The 12,629-nt window shown below is 43.0% G+C and carries 30 protein-coding genes; 23 read left to right on the top strand and 7 right to left on the bottom strand.

The window, feature by feature from the left end:
* Positions 1–92: 92 nt before the first annotated feature.
* From ACTXGL_RS01570 to ACTXGL_RS01540, 7 genes are all read right to left on the bottom strand, one after another.
* On the bottom strand, positions 93–572 hold the full coding sequence (locus tag ACTXGL_RS01570; protein WP_443524389.1) for a hypothetical protein: 480 nt from the start codon (positions 570–572) through the stop codon (positions 93–95).
* Complete coding sequence (locus ACTXGL_RS01565; RefSeq protein ID WP_443524388.1) at positions 569–898, bottom strand: hypothetical protein; 330 nt, start codon at positions 896–898, stop codon at positions 569–571. Before ACTXGL_RS01565 ends, ACTXGL_RS01570 begins: the two co-directional genes overlap by 4 nt.
* The gene (locus ACTXGL_RS01560) at positions 891–1,151 is read right to left on the bottom strand and encodes a hypothetical protein (protein ID WP_443524386.1); all 261 of its coding nucleotides are present in this window, start codon (positions 1,149–1,151) and stop codon (positions 891–893) included. The genes ACTXGL_RS01565 and ACTXGL_RS01560 overlap by 8 nt, the downstream gene beginning before the upstream one ends.
* On the bottom strand, positions 1,148–1,495 hold the full coding sequence (locus tag ACTXGL_RS01555) for a hypothetical protein (RefSeq protein WP_443524384.1): 348 nt from the start codon (positions 1,493–1,495) through the stop codon (positions 1,148–1,150). Before ACTXGL_RS01555 ends, ACTXGL_RS01560 begins: the two co-directional genes overlap by 4 nt.
* A gap of 85 nt (positions 1,496–1,580) precedes the next feature.
* On the bottom strand, positions 1,581–1,745 hold the full coding sequence (locus tag ACTXGL_RS01550) for a hypothetical protein (protein WP_443524382.1): 165 nt from the start codon (positions 1,743–1,745) through the stop codon (positions 1,581–1,583).
* 11 nt (positions 1,746–1,756) lie between these two features.
* Positions 1,757–2,113, bottom strand: a complete 357-nt coding sequence (locus ACTXGL_RS01545; protein ID WP_443524380.1) for a hypothetical protein — start codon at positions 2,111–2,113, stop codon at positions 1,757–1,759.
* 285 nt (positions 2,114–2,398) lie between these two features.
* Positions 2,399–3,088 (bottom strand): S24 family peptidase, encoded by a 690-nt coding sequence (locus tag ACTXGL_RS01540; protein ID WP_443524833.1) that lies wholly within the window; start codon positions 3,086–3,088, stop codon positions 2,399–2,401.
* A 131-nt stretch (positions 3,089–3,219) separates the two neighbouring features.
* Between ACTXGL_RS01540 and ACTXGL_RS01535 the strand changes: the two genes are divergently transcribed.
* From ACTXGL_RS01535 to ACTXGL_RS01425, 23 genes are all read left to right on the top strand, one after another.
* The gene (locus ACTXGL_RS01535; RefSeq protein WP_443524379.1) at positions 3,220–3,417 is read left to right on the top strand and encodes a hypothetical protein; all 198 of its coding nucleotides are present in this window, start codon (positions 3,220–3,222) and stop codon (positions 3,415–3,417) included.
* 2 nt (positions 3,418–3,419) lie between these two features.
* Entirely contained in the window at positions 3,420–3,635 is a 216-nt protein-coding gene (locus ACTXGL_RS01530; protein WP_443524377.1) for a hypothetical protein, read from the top strand.
* A 36-nt stretch (positions 3,636–3,671) separates the two neighbouring features.
* Entirely contained in the window at positions 3,672–3,854 is a 183-nt protein-coding gene (locus ACTXGL_RS01525; RefSeq protein WP_443524376.1) for a hypothetical protein, read from the top strand.
* Between the two features lie 59 nt (positions 3,855–3,913).
* A complete protein-coding gene (locus tag ACTXGL_RS01520) occupies positions 3,914–4,075 on the top strand; it encodes a hypothetical protein (RefSeq protein ID WP_443524374.1) in 162 nt (53 codons plus the stop codon).
* Positions 4,065–4,274, top strand: coding sequence for a hypothetical protein (locus ACTXGL_RS01515; RefSeq protein WP_443524373.1), 210 nt, complete (start codon positions 4,065–4,067; stop codon positions 4,272–4,274). Before ACTXGL_RS01520 ends, ACTXGL_RS01515 begins: the two co-directional genes overlap by 11 nt.
* Positions 4,275–4,276: 2 nt before the next feature.
* Positions 4,277–4,447, top strand: a complete 171-nt coding sequence (locus ACTXGL_RS01510) for a hypothetical protein (RefSeq protein ID WP_443524372.1) — start codon at positions 4,277–4,279, stop codon at positions 4,445–4,447.
* Between the two features lie 277 nt (positions 4,448–4,724).
* The gene (locus tag ACTXGL_RS01505) at positions 4,725–5,036 is read left to right on the top strand and encodes a hypothetical protein (protein ID WP_443524371.1); all 312 of its coding nucleotides are present in this window, start codon (positions 4,725–4,727) and stop codon (positions 5,034–5,036) included.
* A complete protein-coding gene (locus ACTXGL_RS01500; RefSeq protein ID WP_443524370.1) occupies positions 5,033–5,935 on the top strand; it encodes a hypothetical protein in 903 nt (300 codons plus the stop codon). The genes ACTXGL_RS01505 and ACTXGL_RS01500 overlap by 4 nt, the downstream gene beginning before the upstream one ends.
* Positions 5,932–7,323: a replicative DNA helicase gene (gene dnaB / locus ACTXGL_RS01495; RefSeq protein WP_443524369.1), complete on the top strand. Its 1,392-nt coding sequence runs from the start codon at positions 5,932–5,934 to the stop codon at positions 7,321–7,323. The genes ACTXGL_RS01500 and dnaB overlap by 4 nt, the downstream gene beginning before the upstream one ends.
* On the top strand, positions 7,320–7,502 hold the full coding sequence (locus ACTXGL_RS01490; RefSeq protein ID WP_443524368.1) for a hypothetical protein: 183 nt from the start codon (positions 7,320–7,322) through the stop codon (positions 7,500–7,502). The genes dnaB and ACTXGL_RS01490 overlap by 4 nt, the downstream gene beginning before the upstream one ends.
* Positions 7,499–7,843 (top strand): hypothetical protein, encoded by a 345-nt coding sequence (locus ACTXGL_RS01485; RefSeq protein ID WP_443524366.1) that lies wholly within the window; start codon positions 7,499–7,501, stop codon positions 7,841–7,843. Before ACTXGL_RS01490 ends, ACTXGL_RS01485 begins: the two co-directional genes overlap by 4 nt.
* Before the next feature lie 2 nt (positions 7,844–7,845).
* Positions 7,846–8,004 (top strand): hypothetical protein, encoded by a 159-nt coding sequence (locus tag ACTXGL_RS01480; RefSeq protein ID WP_443524365.1) that lies wholly within the window; start codon positions 7,846–7,848, stop codon positions 8,002–8,004.
* Positions 8,004–8,399 carry a hypothetical protein gene (locus ACTXGL_RS01475; protein WP_443524363.1) on the top strand — a complete coding sequence of 132 codons (396 nt, stop codon included), beginning with the start codon at positions 8,004–8,006 and terminating at the stop codon, positions 8,397–8,399. The genes ACTXGL_RS01480 and ACTXGL_RS01475 overlap by 1 nt, the downstream gene beginning before the upstream one ends.
* On the top strand, positions 8,399–8,542 hold the full coding sequence (locus ACTXGL_RS01470) for a hypothetical protein (protein ID WP_443524362.1): 144 nt from the start codon (positions 8,399–8,401) through the stop codon (positions 8,540–8,542). Before ACTXGL_RS01475 ends, ACTXGL_RS01470 begins: the two co-directional genes overlap by 1 nt.
* On the top strand, positions 8,539–8,877 hold the full coding sequence (locus tag ACTXGL_RS01465; RefSeq protein WP_443524360.1) for a hypothetical protein: 339 nt from the start codon (positions 8,539–8,541) through the stop codon (positions 8,875–8,877). Before ACTXGL_RS01470 ends, ACTXGL_RS01465 begins: the two co-directional genes overlap by 4 nt.
* Positions 8,877–9,230 (top strand): DUF1064 domain-containing protein, encoded by a 354-nt coding sequence (locus tag ACTXGL_RS01460; protein ID WP_443524359.1) that lies wholly within the window; start codon positions 8,877–8,879, stop codon positions 9,228–9,230. The genes ACTXGL_RS01465 and ACTXGL_RS01460 overlap by 1 nt, the downstream gene beginning before the upstream one ends.
* A 104-nt stretch (positions 9,231–9,334) precedes the next feature.
* On the top strand, positions 9,335–9,952 hold the full coding sequence (locus ACTXGL_RS01455; protein ID WP_443524357.1) for a dATP/dGTP diphosphohydrolase domain-containing protein: 618 nt from the start codon (positions 9,335–9,337) through the stop codon (positions 9,950–9,952).
* On the top strand, positions 9,945–10,418 hold the full coding sequence (locus ACTXGL_RS01450) for a NinB/YbcN family protein (protein WP_443524355.1): 474 nt from the start codon (positions 9,945–9,947) through the stop codon (positions 10,416–10,418). The genes ACTXGL_RS01455 and ACTXGL_RS01450 overlap by 8 nt, the downstream gene beginning before the upstream one ends.
* A 147-nt stretch (positions 10,419–10,565) precedes the next feature.
* Complete coding sequence (locus ACTXGL_RS01445) at positions 10,566–10,847, top strand: nuclease domain-containing protein (protein WP_443524353.1); 282 nt, start codon at positions 10,566–10,568, stop codon at positions 10,845–10,847.
* The gene (locus tag ACTXGL_RS01440; RefSeq protein ID WP_443524351.1) at positions 10,847–11,254 is read left to right on the top strand and encodes an antiterminator Q family protein; all 408 of its coding nucleotides are present in this window, start codon (positions 10,847–10,849) and stop codon (positions 11,252–11,254) included. Before ACTXGL_RS01445 ends, ACTXGL_RS01440 begins: the two co-directional genes overlap by 1 nt.
* Positions 11,255–11,354: 100 nt before the next feature.
* Complete coding sequence (locus ACTXGL_RS01435; protein WP_443524350.1) at positions 11,355–11,807, top strand: hypothetical protein; 453 nt, start codon at positions 11,355–11,357, stop codon at positions 11,805–11,807.
* 29 nt (positions 11,808–11,836) lie between these two features.
* A complete protein-coding gene (locus ACTXGL_RS01430) occupies positions 11,837–12,319 on the top strand; it encodes a hypothetical protein (protein ID WP_443524348.1) in 483 nt (160 codons plus the stop codon).
* Positions 12,309–12,521 (top strand): transcriptional regulator, encoded by a 213-nt coding sequence (locus ACTXGL_RS01425; protein ID WP_443524347.1) that lies wholly within the window; start codon positions 12,309–12,311, stop codon positions 12,519–12,521. The genes ACTXGL_RS01430 and ACTXGL_RS01425 overlap by 11 nt, the downstream gene beginning before the upstream one ends.
* The last annotated feature ends 108 nt before the right edge of the window (positions 12,522–12,629 follow it).

Raw genomic sequence — 12,629 nt, 5'->3', positions numbered from 1 at the left:
TTGAGTCCACGCGCTTATCAGCTCGCGTTCCTCATCATCGGTCAGCTCAAAGCTCAGCGTGTCGTGGTGGTCAAACTGTTGCCATTGTTGTTTCATAGTCCGACCTCCGACGCGGTTAGGGGTTCGCCTTTATGGTCAATAGGTACGGCATAACGCCAAGTCACATCGCCACACTTAAATCTACCGTCGTTTGTTATATCCGTCACAACAATAGCTCTCTGATGAAACTCGGCAGTCGCATCGTTTTCGTCGCTGGCTACAGCCAAAACCCAATGCTTCCTGCTTTTTATGTGTCTGCACAAGTCACTACCTGTCAGCTCTGGCTTTTTTAGCCCAAGTCGTACAGCATGCCTCGCTAGTGATGCTTCCACAGCTACCGCATTTTCTTCACACTTAGCATCGTATTCAGGGTCAGGCAGTGCGTGATTTAGCTCGGTCAGCATATCGTCTGCACCTTTAGACCATTCATCCAACGCTTCAAGCTTTGCTTCAAGCTCTCTCATTTTTATACCCTGTGTTCTCAGACACGCTACCAATCTATCAATACGCTCATTCTTAGTTAACCTACTCATAACTCACCTTCCTTAATTCTTCTCAATGACTCATTCGCAGCCTTAACCGTTTTGTTGGCAATAGCTCTCATAATATCTTTGACTGATAGTGGCTCAACCGTTATAAAGAAATCCCTAATTGTCTTGAGTTCGTTTTTATCCAACTCTCCGTTAGATAAGCACTCACTTCCCATATCAATCACAGAAAGTAACACCTCATTGCGACCGCCAATAACTACTATATTTACATCTGCATCCCAACATTTTAGTGTTAGAAAGTGGCTGCTAGGGTCTGTTTTACATGGAGGGTTGTGTTCTACTTCGACTCTTTGAATATCTTTATTCATCTTCATGTCTCCCATATGCTGTTGCTATAAATTGGTTAGCGCGTTTTGCCGTCTGATACTGCTCAGAATTCACATATTCGTCCGTATAGCCCTGCTCAGTTGTCGGCTGCCATTCGTTGCTGGTGTATAGCTCACCGTGTATCTGGACCATCTGATAAGCCTTGTCGTCGATAACCACCGTGTCGGCAAGTGCCTGATGCGTAACAAACGCACCAAACACAGCCCAAAATGATATGAAGATTATTTGTTTCATTGGGCGACCTCGACTAAAGCGAGAATATTGTCAAAACAACCTTCGTATTCATGAACCTCAGACTCTCTACCAACACCTTTTAAGGCGTAATAAATAAGTGCCTCATTGCAGAGGCATATCATTTCTCCACAGGCGTGATAAACCTCACTATTAATTTGAACCGTTTTATGACCCTGCATCTTTTGTACTTCGTCACGCACCACCATGAAGGCGTCAAACTTGGTAGCAGCATTGTCCGAACTTATGCCGTGCTGCAAGTGAGAATTTAATTTGCTATAACCTGATAGTTTTAATTGCTTTCTCAATCCATCAAGCTGCAATAGTAATTTTTGTACGTTATCCATCACGCCACCCCGCTTTTCAGCACTGGCAACACAAGCCAGACGTTTAGTGCAAGTACAGCTACAACTGGTACTGCTATGTAATAGTTCATGCTGTGACCTCGCTTTCATCAACAACGCGCACAACTTCAAACTTCACTTGACGCTTTAAGCGGTGAGTGACACCGCATCTTGCTTCCATTCGTGTTGTACCGTAGTGATGCTCAACGCAGTAAACACCGCCATCAAAAAATGCTAATTCCCAAAGTTTCATGGTCATGCTCCTTATACTACGTAGTGGTCGTAAGCGGGTTTGTGTTGTGGCTCGATGTAACCGCAAATAACGCCTTTGATAATCTCGATAATCTGCGCTTTGTCGGCATCGTTTATCACCGTGCTATCGAGTGCCAAATCATCGTCAGTTTCAGGGTCGTACACTCGCGTGATTTGCAGATTGCGAACCTCATCAACCTCAATCCAACTGTCGCCATCTACCATCACTTGACCGTTCCAACACTCGCCGCGCTCACCATCTTCGTGATAATCAGCGTCAAATTTAATCTCCATGCCGATGTTATCTTTGATGACGTAAACGTAATCATCATCACTATCTGCTTGTGGGTCTAACGTAATCTGTGTCATAATATCCTCGCTTATTTAAGTAAAAGCCCTGCGTTCTTGGTCGGATGTTCAGGGCTTTTTTACGTCTTGAATTTGGTATCGCTTGCATCGTCTGCGTTGTTCGTTGCGATACTTGAAGGTTTAAATCATTTCCTATCAAGTTAACCAAAGTTTACCGAAGTTAATTAACTATGTCAACAATAAAGTTAACTTAAATTAACTTTTATTCCCTATGCTGAATTTCAGGCACAAAAAAACCGCCCTTACGGACGGTTCATTAATCATGCTTTACTTTTGGTTATTTTTTTACCATCTTTCCATGTTCGACCATTCCCAAACCCAGCCAAGTATTTCAATGTCGTTCATATCTTCGGGGGCGATAATCTCATCAGGGTAATTAGGATTGTGGCTGCGTATCAATAGACCACCGTCAGGTCGCCTATATAAATACTTGGTGCGTCTCATCACACCATGACGTAAGCAATATATCTTGCCGTCTTTTATTTCCTTTTTGCTAGCGTCAGCCGTACACCTTGCGCCATCTGATATGCGCTCAGCCATACTGTCACCATCGTTAACATAGCTAAAAGACTGCGTAATGCTCGCACCAGCTTTCCTAGCTGAGCTTTTACTCATCCTGATTGTTTTACCTGTCACTTCTTGTACCTCGCCCTCTTGGCTCCCAGCAGTGACCGTCACTTTATTATAGTAAGGTATTTCAAACTCATCATCTTCGAGTTCGGTTTCATCATCCCAGCCGACTACGCGTGATTGGCTGAGGTCATCATAAAACAGATCACCCTGTTTGCCAGTTAATAAAAAGTCCGCATTAGTCTTCAACACCTCCGCTAGACCGCTTAAGTTGCTACCTGTTGGCTCAGACTGACCCTTACGCCACTTACCTACAGCAACCTTAGAGACGCCCAGCTTATTAGCAATTTTCACGTTATTAAGTCCTGTGCTTTTAATAAGGTCATCTATGCGATTTCCTAGCATTTCCAACTCAACATTTGTCATTGTACACCACTCCGTAAACTCAGGTTAACTATTTTACTATAGTTACTTGTAATTGTTTTTTACTCGTAGTAAACTATGGTTAACTTAATAATTAACGGTGGTTTACTACAATGACTCTTGACGACGTAAAAGCGTTTTATGGGTTTCAGTATGACGCAGAGGTTGGTCGTAAATTCAATCTAACCAAGACAGCAATTGGTAAGTGGAAGAAAAACGGCATACCTGCTGAGCGTCAAGCTGTTATCCAAATTGTATCTAACAACAAACTCAAGGCTGACTTATCAGCTTTAGAACTAGAAGGAGCATAACCATGACCTGGGCAGACAAAAAACGCAGAAAAGATAACCCTTACTACCCGAAGCTAGACGACTATGAAAACGACAGTTGGATGGCTTTGTGTACTCTCAAAAACGAACAACCAAACACGTTGGCTCGTATAGCAATGCTTGCATATTTAGAGCAGTGCGAAAGAGAACTTGATGACTTAGATAATGCAGCAACCGGTACACGCAATCAATGCGCGTAAAAACATTTTATTAGCTGCTAATTTTAAGGCGAACTTATGAATATAAACCAAAAACTTGGAGAAAGAGCAGGCGAAGACTTTAAAGCACTAGCAGGCAAAAAAGGGTTAACAGTTGAGGAATTGGAAGCCGAAGCTGTCCGCTGGTATTTAAAAAAGGCTCAAGAAAAATTGAGCGACAGTAGACCGCGTACGCGGTTGAAGCGTCTAAATTCTAAATAGCAGAAAATTAGCTGCTTTTTTTCTGCTAAAAATAATCTATTTAAAACAAGGACTTAGTTATGAACACACAAGACGAAGCAGCACTGGAGCGTGAGATTAAGCACAACCAGATGATGCGAAAGAGTCGCGAAGGTTGGGACGGCAAAGAGCCAGTTATTAAAGCGACTATCACAATCCCTTTCAACACTTATTCAGCCAAGGATAGCAAAGATGAGAAGTGACCACGCCACACACTTGGAGTTAGTCCAAGACGCAGAGCAAAACCATCAGCCACAGCATCAGGTCAAACAAGCTAATCAGGCTTATAAAGACCGCACGACGATAGATAGCAACTGGTTTTTGGTTAGAGCAATGAGATTTTTAACAGTGGTCACACTGGCAGCAGTGGCTTATCGATTAATCGTTATGTGGTGGGTTTAGTCATGGCAACAAGTCAATCAGACGTAGAGCAGCACATTAAGCAACACGGTGTTAAGACGCTCACAGCAGCAGATAACACGGGTCTGTTTTGCAATAGCAATCACTACAGCAAAAAGACCAAGCAGATCGTAATTAAACAAACAAAGAAATGGAGCAAGGGCAATGGTCGGTAGAACAGTTAAATCAGGCGCACGTATCAAAGCGGAAAGGGCAGTTATTGAAGGCACGAACGATGAAGGGTTTTTACCAAAAGATAGAGTCAATCACATACTCAATAAAGAAGTGCTTAGAGGTGTTTTGGTTCGGTTTGGTTATTCAGTTAAGTACAACCACTTGAATGCAACACAGGGCTGGATTTGTAGAAGGTAATAAAAAACGCTCGTCAGCGCGAACTGAGAGCGTCTTACCAACTAACAAACATATATGAAGATATGCAAGGGGATTATAACCATGGCAGCAATTATAAGTCAACCAAGAACACACCTTATAGATACGGATAAGTATTTCAGAGATGCAGCTAAAAGCGGCTTATTAATAAATTTTAGAACGCCAGTAGCAAAAGGCACGTACCCAAAGTGGGGCGTTGACCATCCAACTATGGCTATTGGCGACAATCTAGAATTTGTTACCAAGCATGATGCAAGCAGGTTCGTAGTATTTAACAAAGATCATCACTACAAGATCACAAACATAACGCTTGAGCGCGACGTAGACACACATGAGTGGAACTGGTGCATAGAGTTTGGGAGTAATAAAGAATGAGTAATTTACTAATTAATGAGCCACCACTACAGGTACTCCCTTCATTGGCAGCAGCTATCGGTTTAAATGAAGCACTTTTACTACAGCAACTACATTACTGGTTAAGACACGCCAAAGTTGAGCATGACGGCAAGATGTGGATTTATAAAAACTTAGATAAATGGAAGGAGCAAGACTTTCCGTTTTGGTCAAAAAATACAATCAAACGATCAGTAAAAAGTTTGAAAGATCAGAATTTAATTTTTGTTGAAAAACTAGCTCCAAACTCTTTTGACAGAGTTAATCACTACACAATCAACTATGCAGAACTGATGAAAATTGAACTAAAACATCGTCAAACGCCCGAAGTTACCGAACAGCCCAAAATGAGCCCATCGAACAAATCAGATTGGGCTCAGGAACAGCCCAAAATGAGCCCATCTCATGAGCCCAAAATGGGCCCATCTCTAAGAGAACAACAAGAGACTAATAAAGAGAGTGGGCGCACACAAAAAATTGAAGGCGATGTTTTAGCAGTTAGAGATAGCAACACTGAATCAATCAGTAATTGGCAACCACCATCAAAAGAAACGATGAACTCTTTGTTATTCATGGCAGGTAAAAAGCTCGATATGACAGATAGCCAATATCTATCTCATGTTAGTGACTTTAAGGCTTATTACGAAGAACAGGCAGCCAATGGAAAACCAATCAAGCGCGAAAACCTAAGACAGTCAAAGTTAAAAAATTGGTTAGCAAGTATTGCAGACAGACAGCCAAAGCAGGCAGCAGACACGGTAGCAAGACCACACAGCAACCGTAGTGACGCATTTAGCCAAACCAATGAGCCAAGACTGACCAGACAGCAGCAGATTGAAAAAAACAAACAAGCAATGATTGAAGCGGGGTTACAAGCATGAGTTATCACAACATCGACTTAGAGAAATCAGTTATTGCATCACTACTTAGCATCGAAGGTTCGCTTGACCACGTTATTGACAAGATTCAGATAGAGGATTTTGCAGCCGACAGACATAAAACTATCTATCGCGGTATCAAGCAGCTACACGCTGAGGGCTTGCCATACGACAGCGTAATGATCCATGACTGGTTAGAGGCAAATAATCTAATGAAAGCCACAGGCGGTGATAGTTACCTTGCTGAAATGTTAGCCACCACACCAGCTACGCTATTTAACCTGAACGCCTACGCTGAGCGTATCAGAGAGCTATCACAGTACCGCGCAGCCGATAGATTGCTAGTACAGGCGCGTGAGGACTTAAAAAACGCTGAATTGCGCTTAGACGACAAGATTAACGGCACGATTGAAGGGTTGACCAAGGTTATCAACACGCAGCGTATCAGCGCAGGTGCTCGCACGGTTGGCTCAATGATGGACAAGTTCTTTGATGACTTGCAGTCAGCTTGTAAGGGTGATGTTTTGCCATTCAAGCCAACAGGATTTGAGGAAATCGACGCAAAAGCACCCATTCAAAATGGCGACCTGGTTATTGTCGGTGGTCGTCCATCAATGGGTAAAACGACTTACGCGCAAACGATGGTTCAAAACATGGTTGAGCATGACTTCTACACAGACAAGGACGGCAACTATAAGCGACGCGCTGGTGTGTTCTTTAGTATCGAAATGACAGACGACTCAGTTGTTCAGCGTTTCATGTCGTCAAAGTCAAACGTACAGCTTCACAAAATCCGTAGCGGTACGAACGTCGAGACAGAGGATTGGCAGAACCTAAACAACACAGTACGCGATTACAGCAAAGAATACCCAATGTTCATCGAGTCACAGCCAGCTATGACAGTGCATCAAATGAGAACCACACTAAACATGATTCGCAGTAAACACGGTGAAATTGGCGTGATTATGATTGATTACATACAAATCATGGGCGGTGCTAGTGGTAAAGATGCAGGGCAAAAGGCAAATGCTATTGGTGAGATTGCAAAAGAGCTTAAACGGTTCGGTAAAGAGTTTAATTGTCCAGTTATCGGACTGTCACAGCTTAACCGTAGCTTGGAGAGTCGCCCAGACAAGCGCCCAATCATGAGTGATTTAAAAGAGTCAGGCGCGATTGAGGAAAACGCGGATGTGATTATGTTCCTTTACCGCGATGAGGTTTACAACGAAAACACAGAGGCGCGAGGAATTGCTGAGGTTGGTATTGCTAAGAACAGACAAGGACAGGTTGGTAAGGTGCTATTGAGCTTTGAGGGTGAATACAGCCGCTTTAGCAACTTACTGCCAAGTTATCACACTGACGTTATACCTGCCTATGGGAGCGAATCATGATTACTCAAACCAAAAGCCAGTTATTCCCTGATCCGTTCGATGAGCCAAAACGCTACTGGCACATGATTATGAATTGTCCGGTGACTAAAGAGCGCGAAAAGCGCAAGCAACTACGCGCAGTCGGATTGGATTTTGATATTGAGCCTGAGTTAGCAGAACTACGGAGATTGTCAGCATGAGCAACTTTAAGCAAGTATTCGACGGCTATTTCAAGATATTCCTACACGATGACGATTACAAGAAGGCAGCCGATAGAGCGCAATTTACTGGTCAGTGGATAGCAAGCAGACGCAAGCGGATTATGAAGAAAGACCGCAAGTTTCAAGTCACGCTGCACATATTCGACATTGACGGACACAAGCGCGGATTGCAAAGCATGGTTTTTAGAGACAAGGGCGGTCAAGGTGATTTGTCCAAGGTGATATTCGGTTTTGGTAATGATTTTGTCGATGAGCTGAGAGCTGGTGACGAGACATTGAAAGTGGATTTGGTTAACAGCTATGCGGTGGTGAGGGCTTAAACATGAAAAACGAAATCAAACGCAAAAACCTCAATAATCAAAAATACGTGCAGCGAGTGACACCCAAAGGCATGACGACTGTGATTGTGACTTACACGGACGGCACGAGCGAGGAAATGGCAGCGAGTAAAGCCAAGCAGATCATTAGGGAGGTTAAGTGATGCTAATTATTGAAACGACAAGAATGATATTTCCGCGATTTAAGCGGTTTACTAGCCAAAGCGTGACAGGTGGCGCTAACAATTACATATGCTTTGCCATGATGGGTGTTCAGGTGACAGTGGTGCGCGATGCTAAGGCGTTCCGTGACGCAGTGCGACGCTACGCACAAGATGATTGGTCAGAACATAAACAAGTACGACTAGCAGCCAAAAAAGCACGAAGTAAGGCAAGGGCGCAAGAACGCAAATGGGTTGCTGAGGACTTAGATCAACTACAAGACCGCTACGAAGAAGAACGCGATGCACGTTTTGCGGCGGAGGCGAAAGCAAGTTATTTACATAAGGTCTTGCAAGCTATGAAGTTGACGTTTAACGAATTAAAAGGTGGTGAGTGATGCACAAGTCAAGTTTAGCAGCAGCGATATTAGCAGCGCATAGTGAGCATAAGTGGCTTACGTCTAAGGATTTTAAGGGTCAAGACCGAATACCGCATAACCCACGTAATAATCGTAAGACGAAAAAAGGTGGCAAGAAATGACCGAACTATCAGAGCAGCAGCCAAGATTAGTGCCAGCGAATCCAGTTAGGTGCAATCGATGTGATGACACATTTACGTCAGGCTCAATCGACCATCTTTGTTTTGATAAAAATGGCAATTGCCAAATGTGCCGAGCCGAGCTAAGTGGCAAGTATGCGGATGGTCAATGCAACGCGCTAACTGATTTGATTATCGCCGCTAAGGGTTTACGTAAAGCAAGTGCTGATTACACCGATAGCGGTGCAATGGGTGAAATTCACTATGCAGATGCAATTCATGAGTCGGTCGACTTGCTTATTGATGCGCTAAACAATTATGAGGGAGGCGGTGAGTGATGGCTAAGCAATCTAAGTACAAAAACAAAGAGATTGTCATTGATGGTGTCAATTTTAAAAGCATCAAGGAGGGTAATCGCTACATTGAACTAAAAACACTACAGCGCGACGGCAAGATTAAACAGTTGCAGCTACAACCAAAATTTACGCTGATTGAGAGCGTTAAATTCAAAGGCTCATCAAGAGCTAAGCCTGCCATTAGGTATTTTGCAGACTTTTCTTACATCGATTGCAAAACAGGATTGACGTTTGTGGAAGATGTGAAGTCAGTGATAACCAAGAAAAGTCCAGTGTATCGAATAAAAAAACACATGATGCTAGCTATCCACGGTATCGAGGTGCTAGAGACGTAAATAACGCACACAAACGCATCAAATCGGCTAAATGCGAGGTTTTAAAGTTGGTTTGATGCAAGGGTGGCTTAAATACAATTAAGGGTTTAGGTGAGGGATTAGAGATGGCTAGTTTATGGGATTGTGAGAAATGCGGTTATAACCATTATAAGAAAGGCGCAGTTTGCGGTAATTGTGGTTACGAACAAAGCTGGAAGGATGGGAGCAAAGAGGGTTGGATATGCAAGAACTGCGGAAAGCTAGAAAAGAACTGTTTGTGCTTAGTTGATGCTGAGAATTTTGAAGTTGATTATCCGATTCTCGGACATAAAGAAAAAAGCCCTATTTGCAATCACTGCAAGCACGATTACACGGGCGAACAAATGGAAATCATGTGCATGGACGAAAACAACAACTGTCAAATGTGTCATGCAGCACTAAGCGGTAAGTTTGCAGATGGTCGAAAAGACGACAGCTCAAAACTACGCTACTCGCTACTGCCAAGCGGAACGGTAAATCAAGTGGTGCAGGTGCTTGAATTTGGCTCAAAGAAATACGCAGACAATAACTGGCAGAAGGTCGATAACTCACGAACGCGCTACTACGACGCAGCAATGAGACATATCGACGCTTGGTTTAACGGTGACCTAAAAGACGACGAGACAGGGTTGCATCACTTGGCACACGCTATTTGTTGCTTGATGTTTTTGATGTGGTTCGATAGCGAGGCAGCCGATGACTAAATCAACCAAAGTCAGCCGAATAGTGCGTAATGACGATGAGAGATTAAAGCACATGAGTTATTTGGCTAGTCGCTCATTACCCTACACAGCTACAGAGGAAGATGGCGAAAAGGTGAAACGTAGCACCCCACAGAACAGCTTACAGCACAAATGGCTAACCGAGGTAGCAGAGCAAAACAAAGAGCACACCTACGAGCAGTACAGGGCGTTATGCAAATTATGGTTTGGAGTGCCCATACTCTGTGCGGCAGATGATGAGTATGAAGCGGTCTACATGGCTGACGTTGAGCCGCTACCTTATGAGACAAAGGTCGCACTGATGACAAGACCGATTGATCTGCCAGTGACAAGACTAATGGACAAATCACAGATGCAAGAATACTTAGATGCCATGTACAACCACTTTGTCATTAAACGCGGATTACACCTTACCCAGCCACCGATTGATGGAGTCTACTATGAGTGATTTGACGCTAGCTATATTCATATTATTTGAGACGTTTCTAATAAGTTATCACTTGGATTACTACATTAGGCGCAAAGGTGGTTTTGGCAGGTTGTTTATTGTAGTTGGGCTTTTCTTAACCACTATATTTACATTCGTGAGGTTCGCATGAGCAAGCTACGCAAATCAGCAAGAGGTCAGAATTGCACGTTACGGCTCACAGGCTGCAACTACAATCCTGAAACGGTGGTACTCGCTCATATACGGATTAACAGGTTTTGCGGTATCGGCATCAAGCCACCTGATTATATGGCGTGCTTTGCGTGTAGTAGCTGTCACGACAAAATTGATGGCAGGGTAAAGGGCGAGGACGTCCACAAAGATATTTTAAGAGCGCATTTTGAGACATTGCAGTATTGGGTAGATAACGGACTGTTGGAGATTAAGTGATGACTGACAATATCGTAGAGCTACTAGAGCAATGGGGCGCATGGAGTCGCAGCGGATTAGACAATCTGAGCTACAAGTCAAACATGGAATCTATCATGCACAAAGCGCCGATTGTCGATGTGACAACGTGCCGTAAGTATCGCAGTGTGGCAATGCTCAATGATGATGATGCTATGCGAGTCAACGAGGTGCTGATTGAGCTAAGAGATGATGACGTGGACGCTTATAACAGCGTATTTTTGCGTTACTACATAGGGCAAAAAGTAGATTATATCGCTAGTAATCATTTTACCCGCATCAAGTACGGTAAGGATAGTAAGCGCAAAGTGAGCAAGCATGTCGTTTATCAGCACTTAGCACGAGCCGAGGGCTATTTAAGGAAAGCATTAAAATGCGAAATAATTTAATTTATTTTAAATAAGTGCTTGCGCTAGTACCTATTACGAGGTACAATAAATCATCAAGTCGAGGTAATCGTACCAGACTAACTCTAAGAGAGATAAAATCATGAATAACTCAAACACTTTCAAACTAGCTCATATCTTAACCAAAGCAACAATCAAAGCTGGCGATAATTACCAAGTAACTTTTGGCGCTGCGGTTAAGTACATCAAATCTATCAGCAACATCAACGGTACAGTCAAGCAAGTGGCATGGGCTAACACAATCATCGCTAACATCATCACTGCTCTTAACAATGCTCAGTCTGACTCTTTAAATCATTTTTATAACAAACGCACTGATGTACGCGCTATGCCAGCTCTTATCGCCACGCTAAACAAAGGTATAGCTCATTTTGTTACTAAGTATGCAAGCATGGGTTTTAATGAGCTGATCGCCTTAGCTGCTGATAAAACTTATAAAGATATGCGTCAAAACGTTTGGTCTTTAATTACTAAATCAGTTTTGGCAAACGTTAAAAAAATGGAAGCAAAAAAAGGTGTTAAATTTATCAAGTAATCAACCAAAACTAAATCAAGGATAAGATCATGACTAACTCAATTAAAAACAAAGGCGCTATTTACAACGGACATAACAGACCAGTGATGGTGGTGGGCGATAAGTACGGATTTGTCGATAATTTTGACGATGCGCTAGCTAAATGGGAGGCGTATGCGATAAAGCAAAGCTCTCCATCTGATGTCTATCCACTACAACCAAATGAGAGCTTACACGGCTTTGGTAAACAAGATGGTATGTATGACTTAGCACAACACGAGCCAGTCGATGATATAGATGCAGTTTTTGACGCATTGATTGCGGGCAGTAAGGACTTAGAGATAGATGATACTGAGTTTTTATGCACCAATGGCGCAAATAATAGCTTTAGGGTAAAAGCTGCAAGCTCCGACGAGGCGCTAAAGATTGCGATCAAACGTTTTGATGATGAGTCTGATTATATCTTGCCGATCAACGTAGAGAGTGAGGACGGTGTAATGGGTGCTTGCATAGGAGGTTATGATGACTATTGAGAAACTAGAGCAAGGAGGTCGCCTATTGTATGGCGACCAATGGCAAGCAAACTTAGCGCGTGACTTTGATATTGACAGTAGGCGTATCAGGCAATGGTTGTCAGGTGATAGACCGATCAGTGATTGGGTCAAAGGTGATTTGATTAAGCTACTAAAAGCTAATCAAAAAGAGATAAGTGAGTATCTTGCTGATATAACTTGACTAAGTACCCTGAATAATATACATTAGTGATACGCTAAGCGAATTACGTAAAGCGAACCAATAATACCAAGTCCTACTCTAACGAGTGGGGCTTTTTTTATGCCTATA

This window comes from Psychrobacter sp. T6-6 (assembly GCF_052258185.1).
In the GTDB taxonomy this organism is placed as follows: domain Bacteria; phylum Pseudomonadota; class Gammaproteobacteria; order Pseudomonadales; family Moraxellaceae; genus Psychrobacter.
This window is presented reverse-complemented; position numbering and strand designations above follow the sequence as displayed.

Excerpts from the sequence above, each read along its gene's own strand:
- ACTXGL_RS01570 (WP_443524389.1), bottom strand. The coding sequence starts at position 572 with ATGAGTAGGTTAACTAAGAATGAGCGTATTGATAGATTGGTAGCGTGT.
- ACTXGL_RS01565 (WP_443524388.1), bottom strand. The coding sequence starts at position 898 with ATGAATAAAGATATTCAAAGAGTCGAAGTAGAACACAACCCTCCATGT.
- ACTXGL_RS01560 (WP_443524386.1), bottom strand. The coding sequence starts at position 1,151 with ATGAAACAAATAATCTTCATATCATTTTGGGCTGTGTTTGGTGCGTTT.
- ACTXGL_RS01555 (WP_443524384.1), bottom strand. The coding sequence starts at position 1,495 with ATGGATAACGTACAAAAATTACTATTGCAGCTTGATGGATTGAGAAAG.
- ACTXGL_RS01550 (WP_443524382.1), bottom strand. The coding sequence starts at position 1,745 with ATGAAACTTTGGGAATTAGCATTTTTTGATGGCGGTGTTTACTGCGTT.
- ACTXGL_RS01545 (WP_443524380.1), bottom strand. The coding sequence starts at position 2,113 with ATGACACAGATTACGTTAGACCCACAAGCAGATAGTGATGATGATTAC.
- ACTXGL_RS01540 (WP_443524833.1), bottom strand. The coding sequence starts at position 3,088 with ATGCTAGGAAATCGCATAGATGACCTTATTAAAAGCACAGGACTTAAT.
- ACTXGL_RS01535 (WP_443524379.1), top strand. The coding sequence starts at position 3,220 with ATGACTCTTGACGACGTAAAAGCGTTTTATGGGTTTCAGTATGACGCA.
- ACTXGL_RS01530 (WP_443524377.1), top strand. The coding sequence starts at position 3,420 with ATGACCTGGGCAGACAAAAAACGCAGAAAAGATAACCCTTACTACCCG.
- ACTXGL_RS01525 (WP_443524376.1), top strand. The coding sequence starts at position 3,672 with ATGAATATAAACCAAAAACTTGGAGAAAGAGCAGGCGAAGACTTTAAA.
- ACTXGL_RS01520 (WP_443524374.1), top strand. The coding sequence starts at position 3,914 with ATGAACACACAAGACGAAGCAGCACTGGAGCGTGAGATTAAGCACAAC.
- ACTXGL_RS01515 (WP_443524373.1), top strand. The coding sequence starts at position 4,065 with ATGAGAAGTGACCACGCCACACACTTGGAGTTAGTCCAAGACGCAGAG.
- ACTXGL_RS01510 (WP_443524372.1), top strand. The coding sequence starts at position 4,277 with ATGGCAACAAGTCAATCAGACGTAGAGCAGCACATTAAGCAACACGGT.
- ACTXGL_RS01505 (WP_443524371.1), top strand. The coding sequence starts at position 4,725 with ATGGCAGCAATTATAAGTCAACCAAGAACACACCTTATAGATACGGAT.
- ACTXGL_RS01500 (WP_443524370.1), top strand. The coding sequence starts at position 5,033 with ATGAGTAATTTACTAATTAATGAGCCACCACTACAGGTACTCCCTTCA.
- dnaB (WP_443524369.1), top strand. The coding sequence starts at position 5,932 with ATGAGTTATCACAACATCGACTTAGAGAAATCAGTTATTGCATCACTA.
- ACTXGL_RS01490 (WP_443524368.1), top strand. The coding sequence starts at position 7,320 with ATGATTACTCAAACCAAAAGCCAGTTATTCCCTGATCCGTTCGATGAG.
- ACTXGL_RS01485 (WP_443524366.1), top strand. The coding sequence starts at position 7,499 with ATGAGCAACTTTAAGCAAGTATTCGACGGCTATTTCAAGATATTCCTA.
- ACTXGL_RS01480 (WP_443524365.1), top strand. The coding sequence starts at position 7,846 with ATGAAAAACGAAATCAAACGCAAAAACCTCAATAATCAAAAATACGTG.
- ACTXGL_RS01475 (WP_443524363.1), top strand. The coding sequence starts at position 8,004 with ATGCTAATTATTGAAACGACAAGAATGATATTTCCGCGATTTAAGCGG.
- ACTXGL_RS01470 (WP_443524362.1), top strand. The coding sequence starts at position 8,399 with ATGCACAAGTCAAGTTTAGCAGCAGCGATATTAGCAGCGCATAGTGAG.
- ACTXGL_RS01465 (WP_443524360.1), top strand. The coding sequence starts at position 8,539 with ATGACCGAACTATCAGAGCAGCAGCCAAGATTAGTGCCAGCGAATCCA.
- ACTXGL_RS01460 (WP_443524359.1), top strand. The coding sequence starts at position 8,877 with ATGGCTAAGCAATCTAAGTACAAAAACAAAGAGATTGTCATTGATGGT.
- ACTXGL_RS01455 (WP_443524357.1), top strand. The coding sequence starts at position 9,335 with ATGGCTAGTTTATGGGATTGTGAGAAATGCGGTTATAACCATTATAAG.
- ACTXGL_RS01450 (WP_443524355.1), top strand. The coding sequence starts at position 9,945 with ATGACTAAATCAACCAAAGTCAGCCGAATAGTGCGTAATGACGATGAG.
- ACTXGL_RS01445 (WP_443524353.1), top strand. The coding sequence starts at position 10,566 with ATGAGCAAGCTACGCAAATCAGCAAGAGGTCAGAATTGCACGTTACGG.
- ACTXGL_RS01440 (WP_443524351.1), top strand. The coding sequence starts at position 10,847 with ATGACTGACAATATCGTAGAGCTACTAGAGCAATGGGGCGCATGGAGT.
- ACTXGL_RS01435 (WP_443524350.1), top strand. The coding sequence starts at position 11,355 with ATGAATAACTCAAACACTTTCAAACTAGCTCATATCTTAACCAAAGCA.
- ACTXGL_RS01430 (WP_443524348.1), top strand. The coding sequence starts at position 11,837 with ATGACTAACTCAATTAAAAACAAAGGCGCTATTTACAACGGACATAAC.
- ACTXGL_RS01425 (WP_443524347.1), top strand. The coding sequence starts at position 12,309 with ATGACTATTGAGAAACTAGAGCAAGGAGGTCGCCTATTGTATGGCGAC.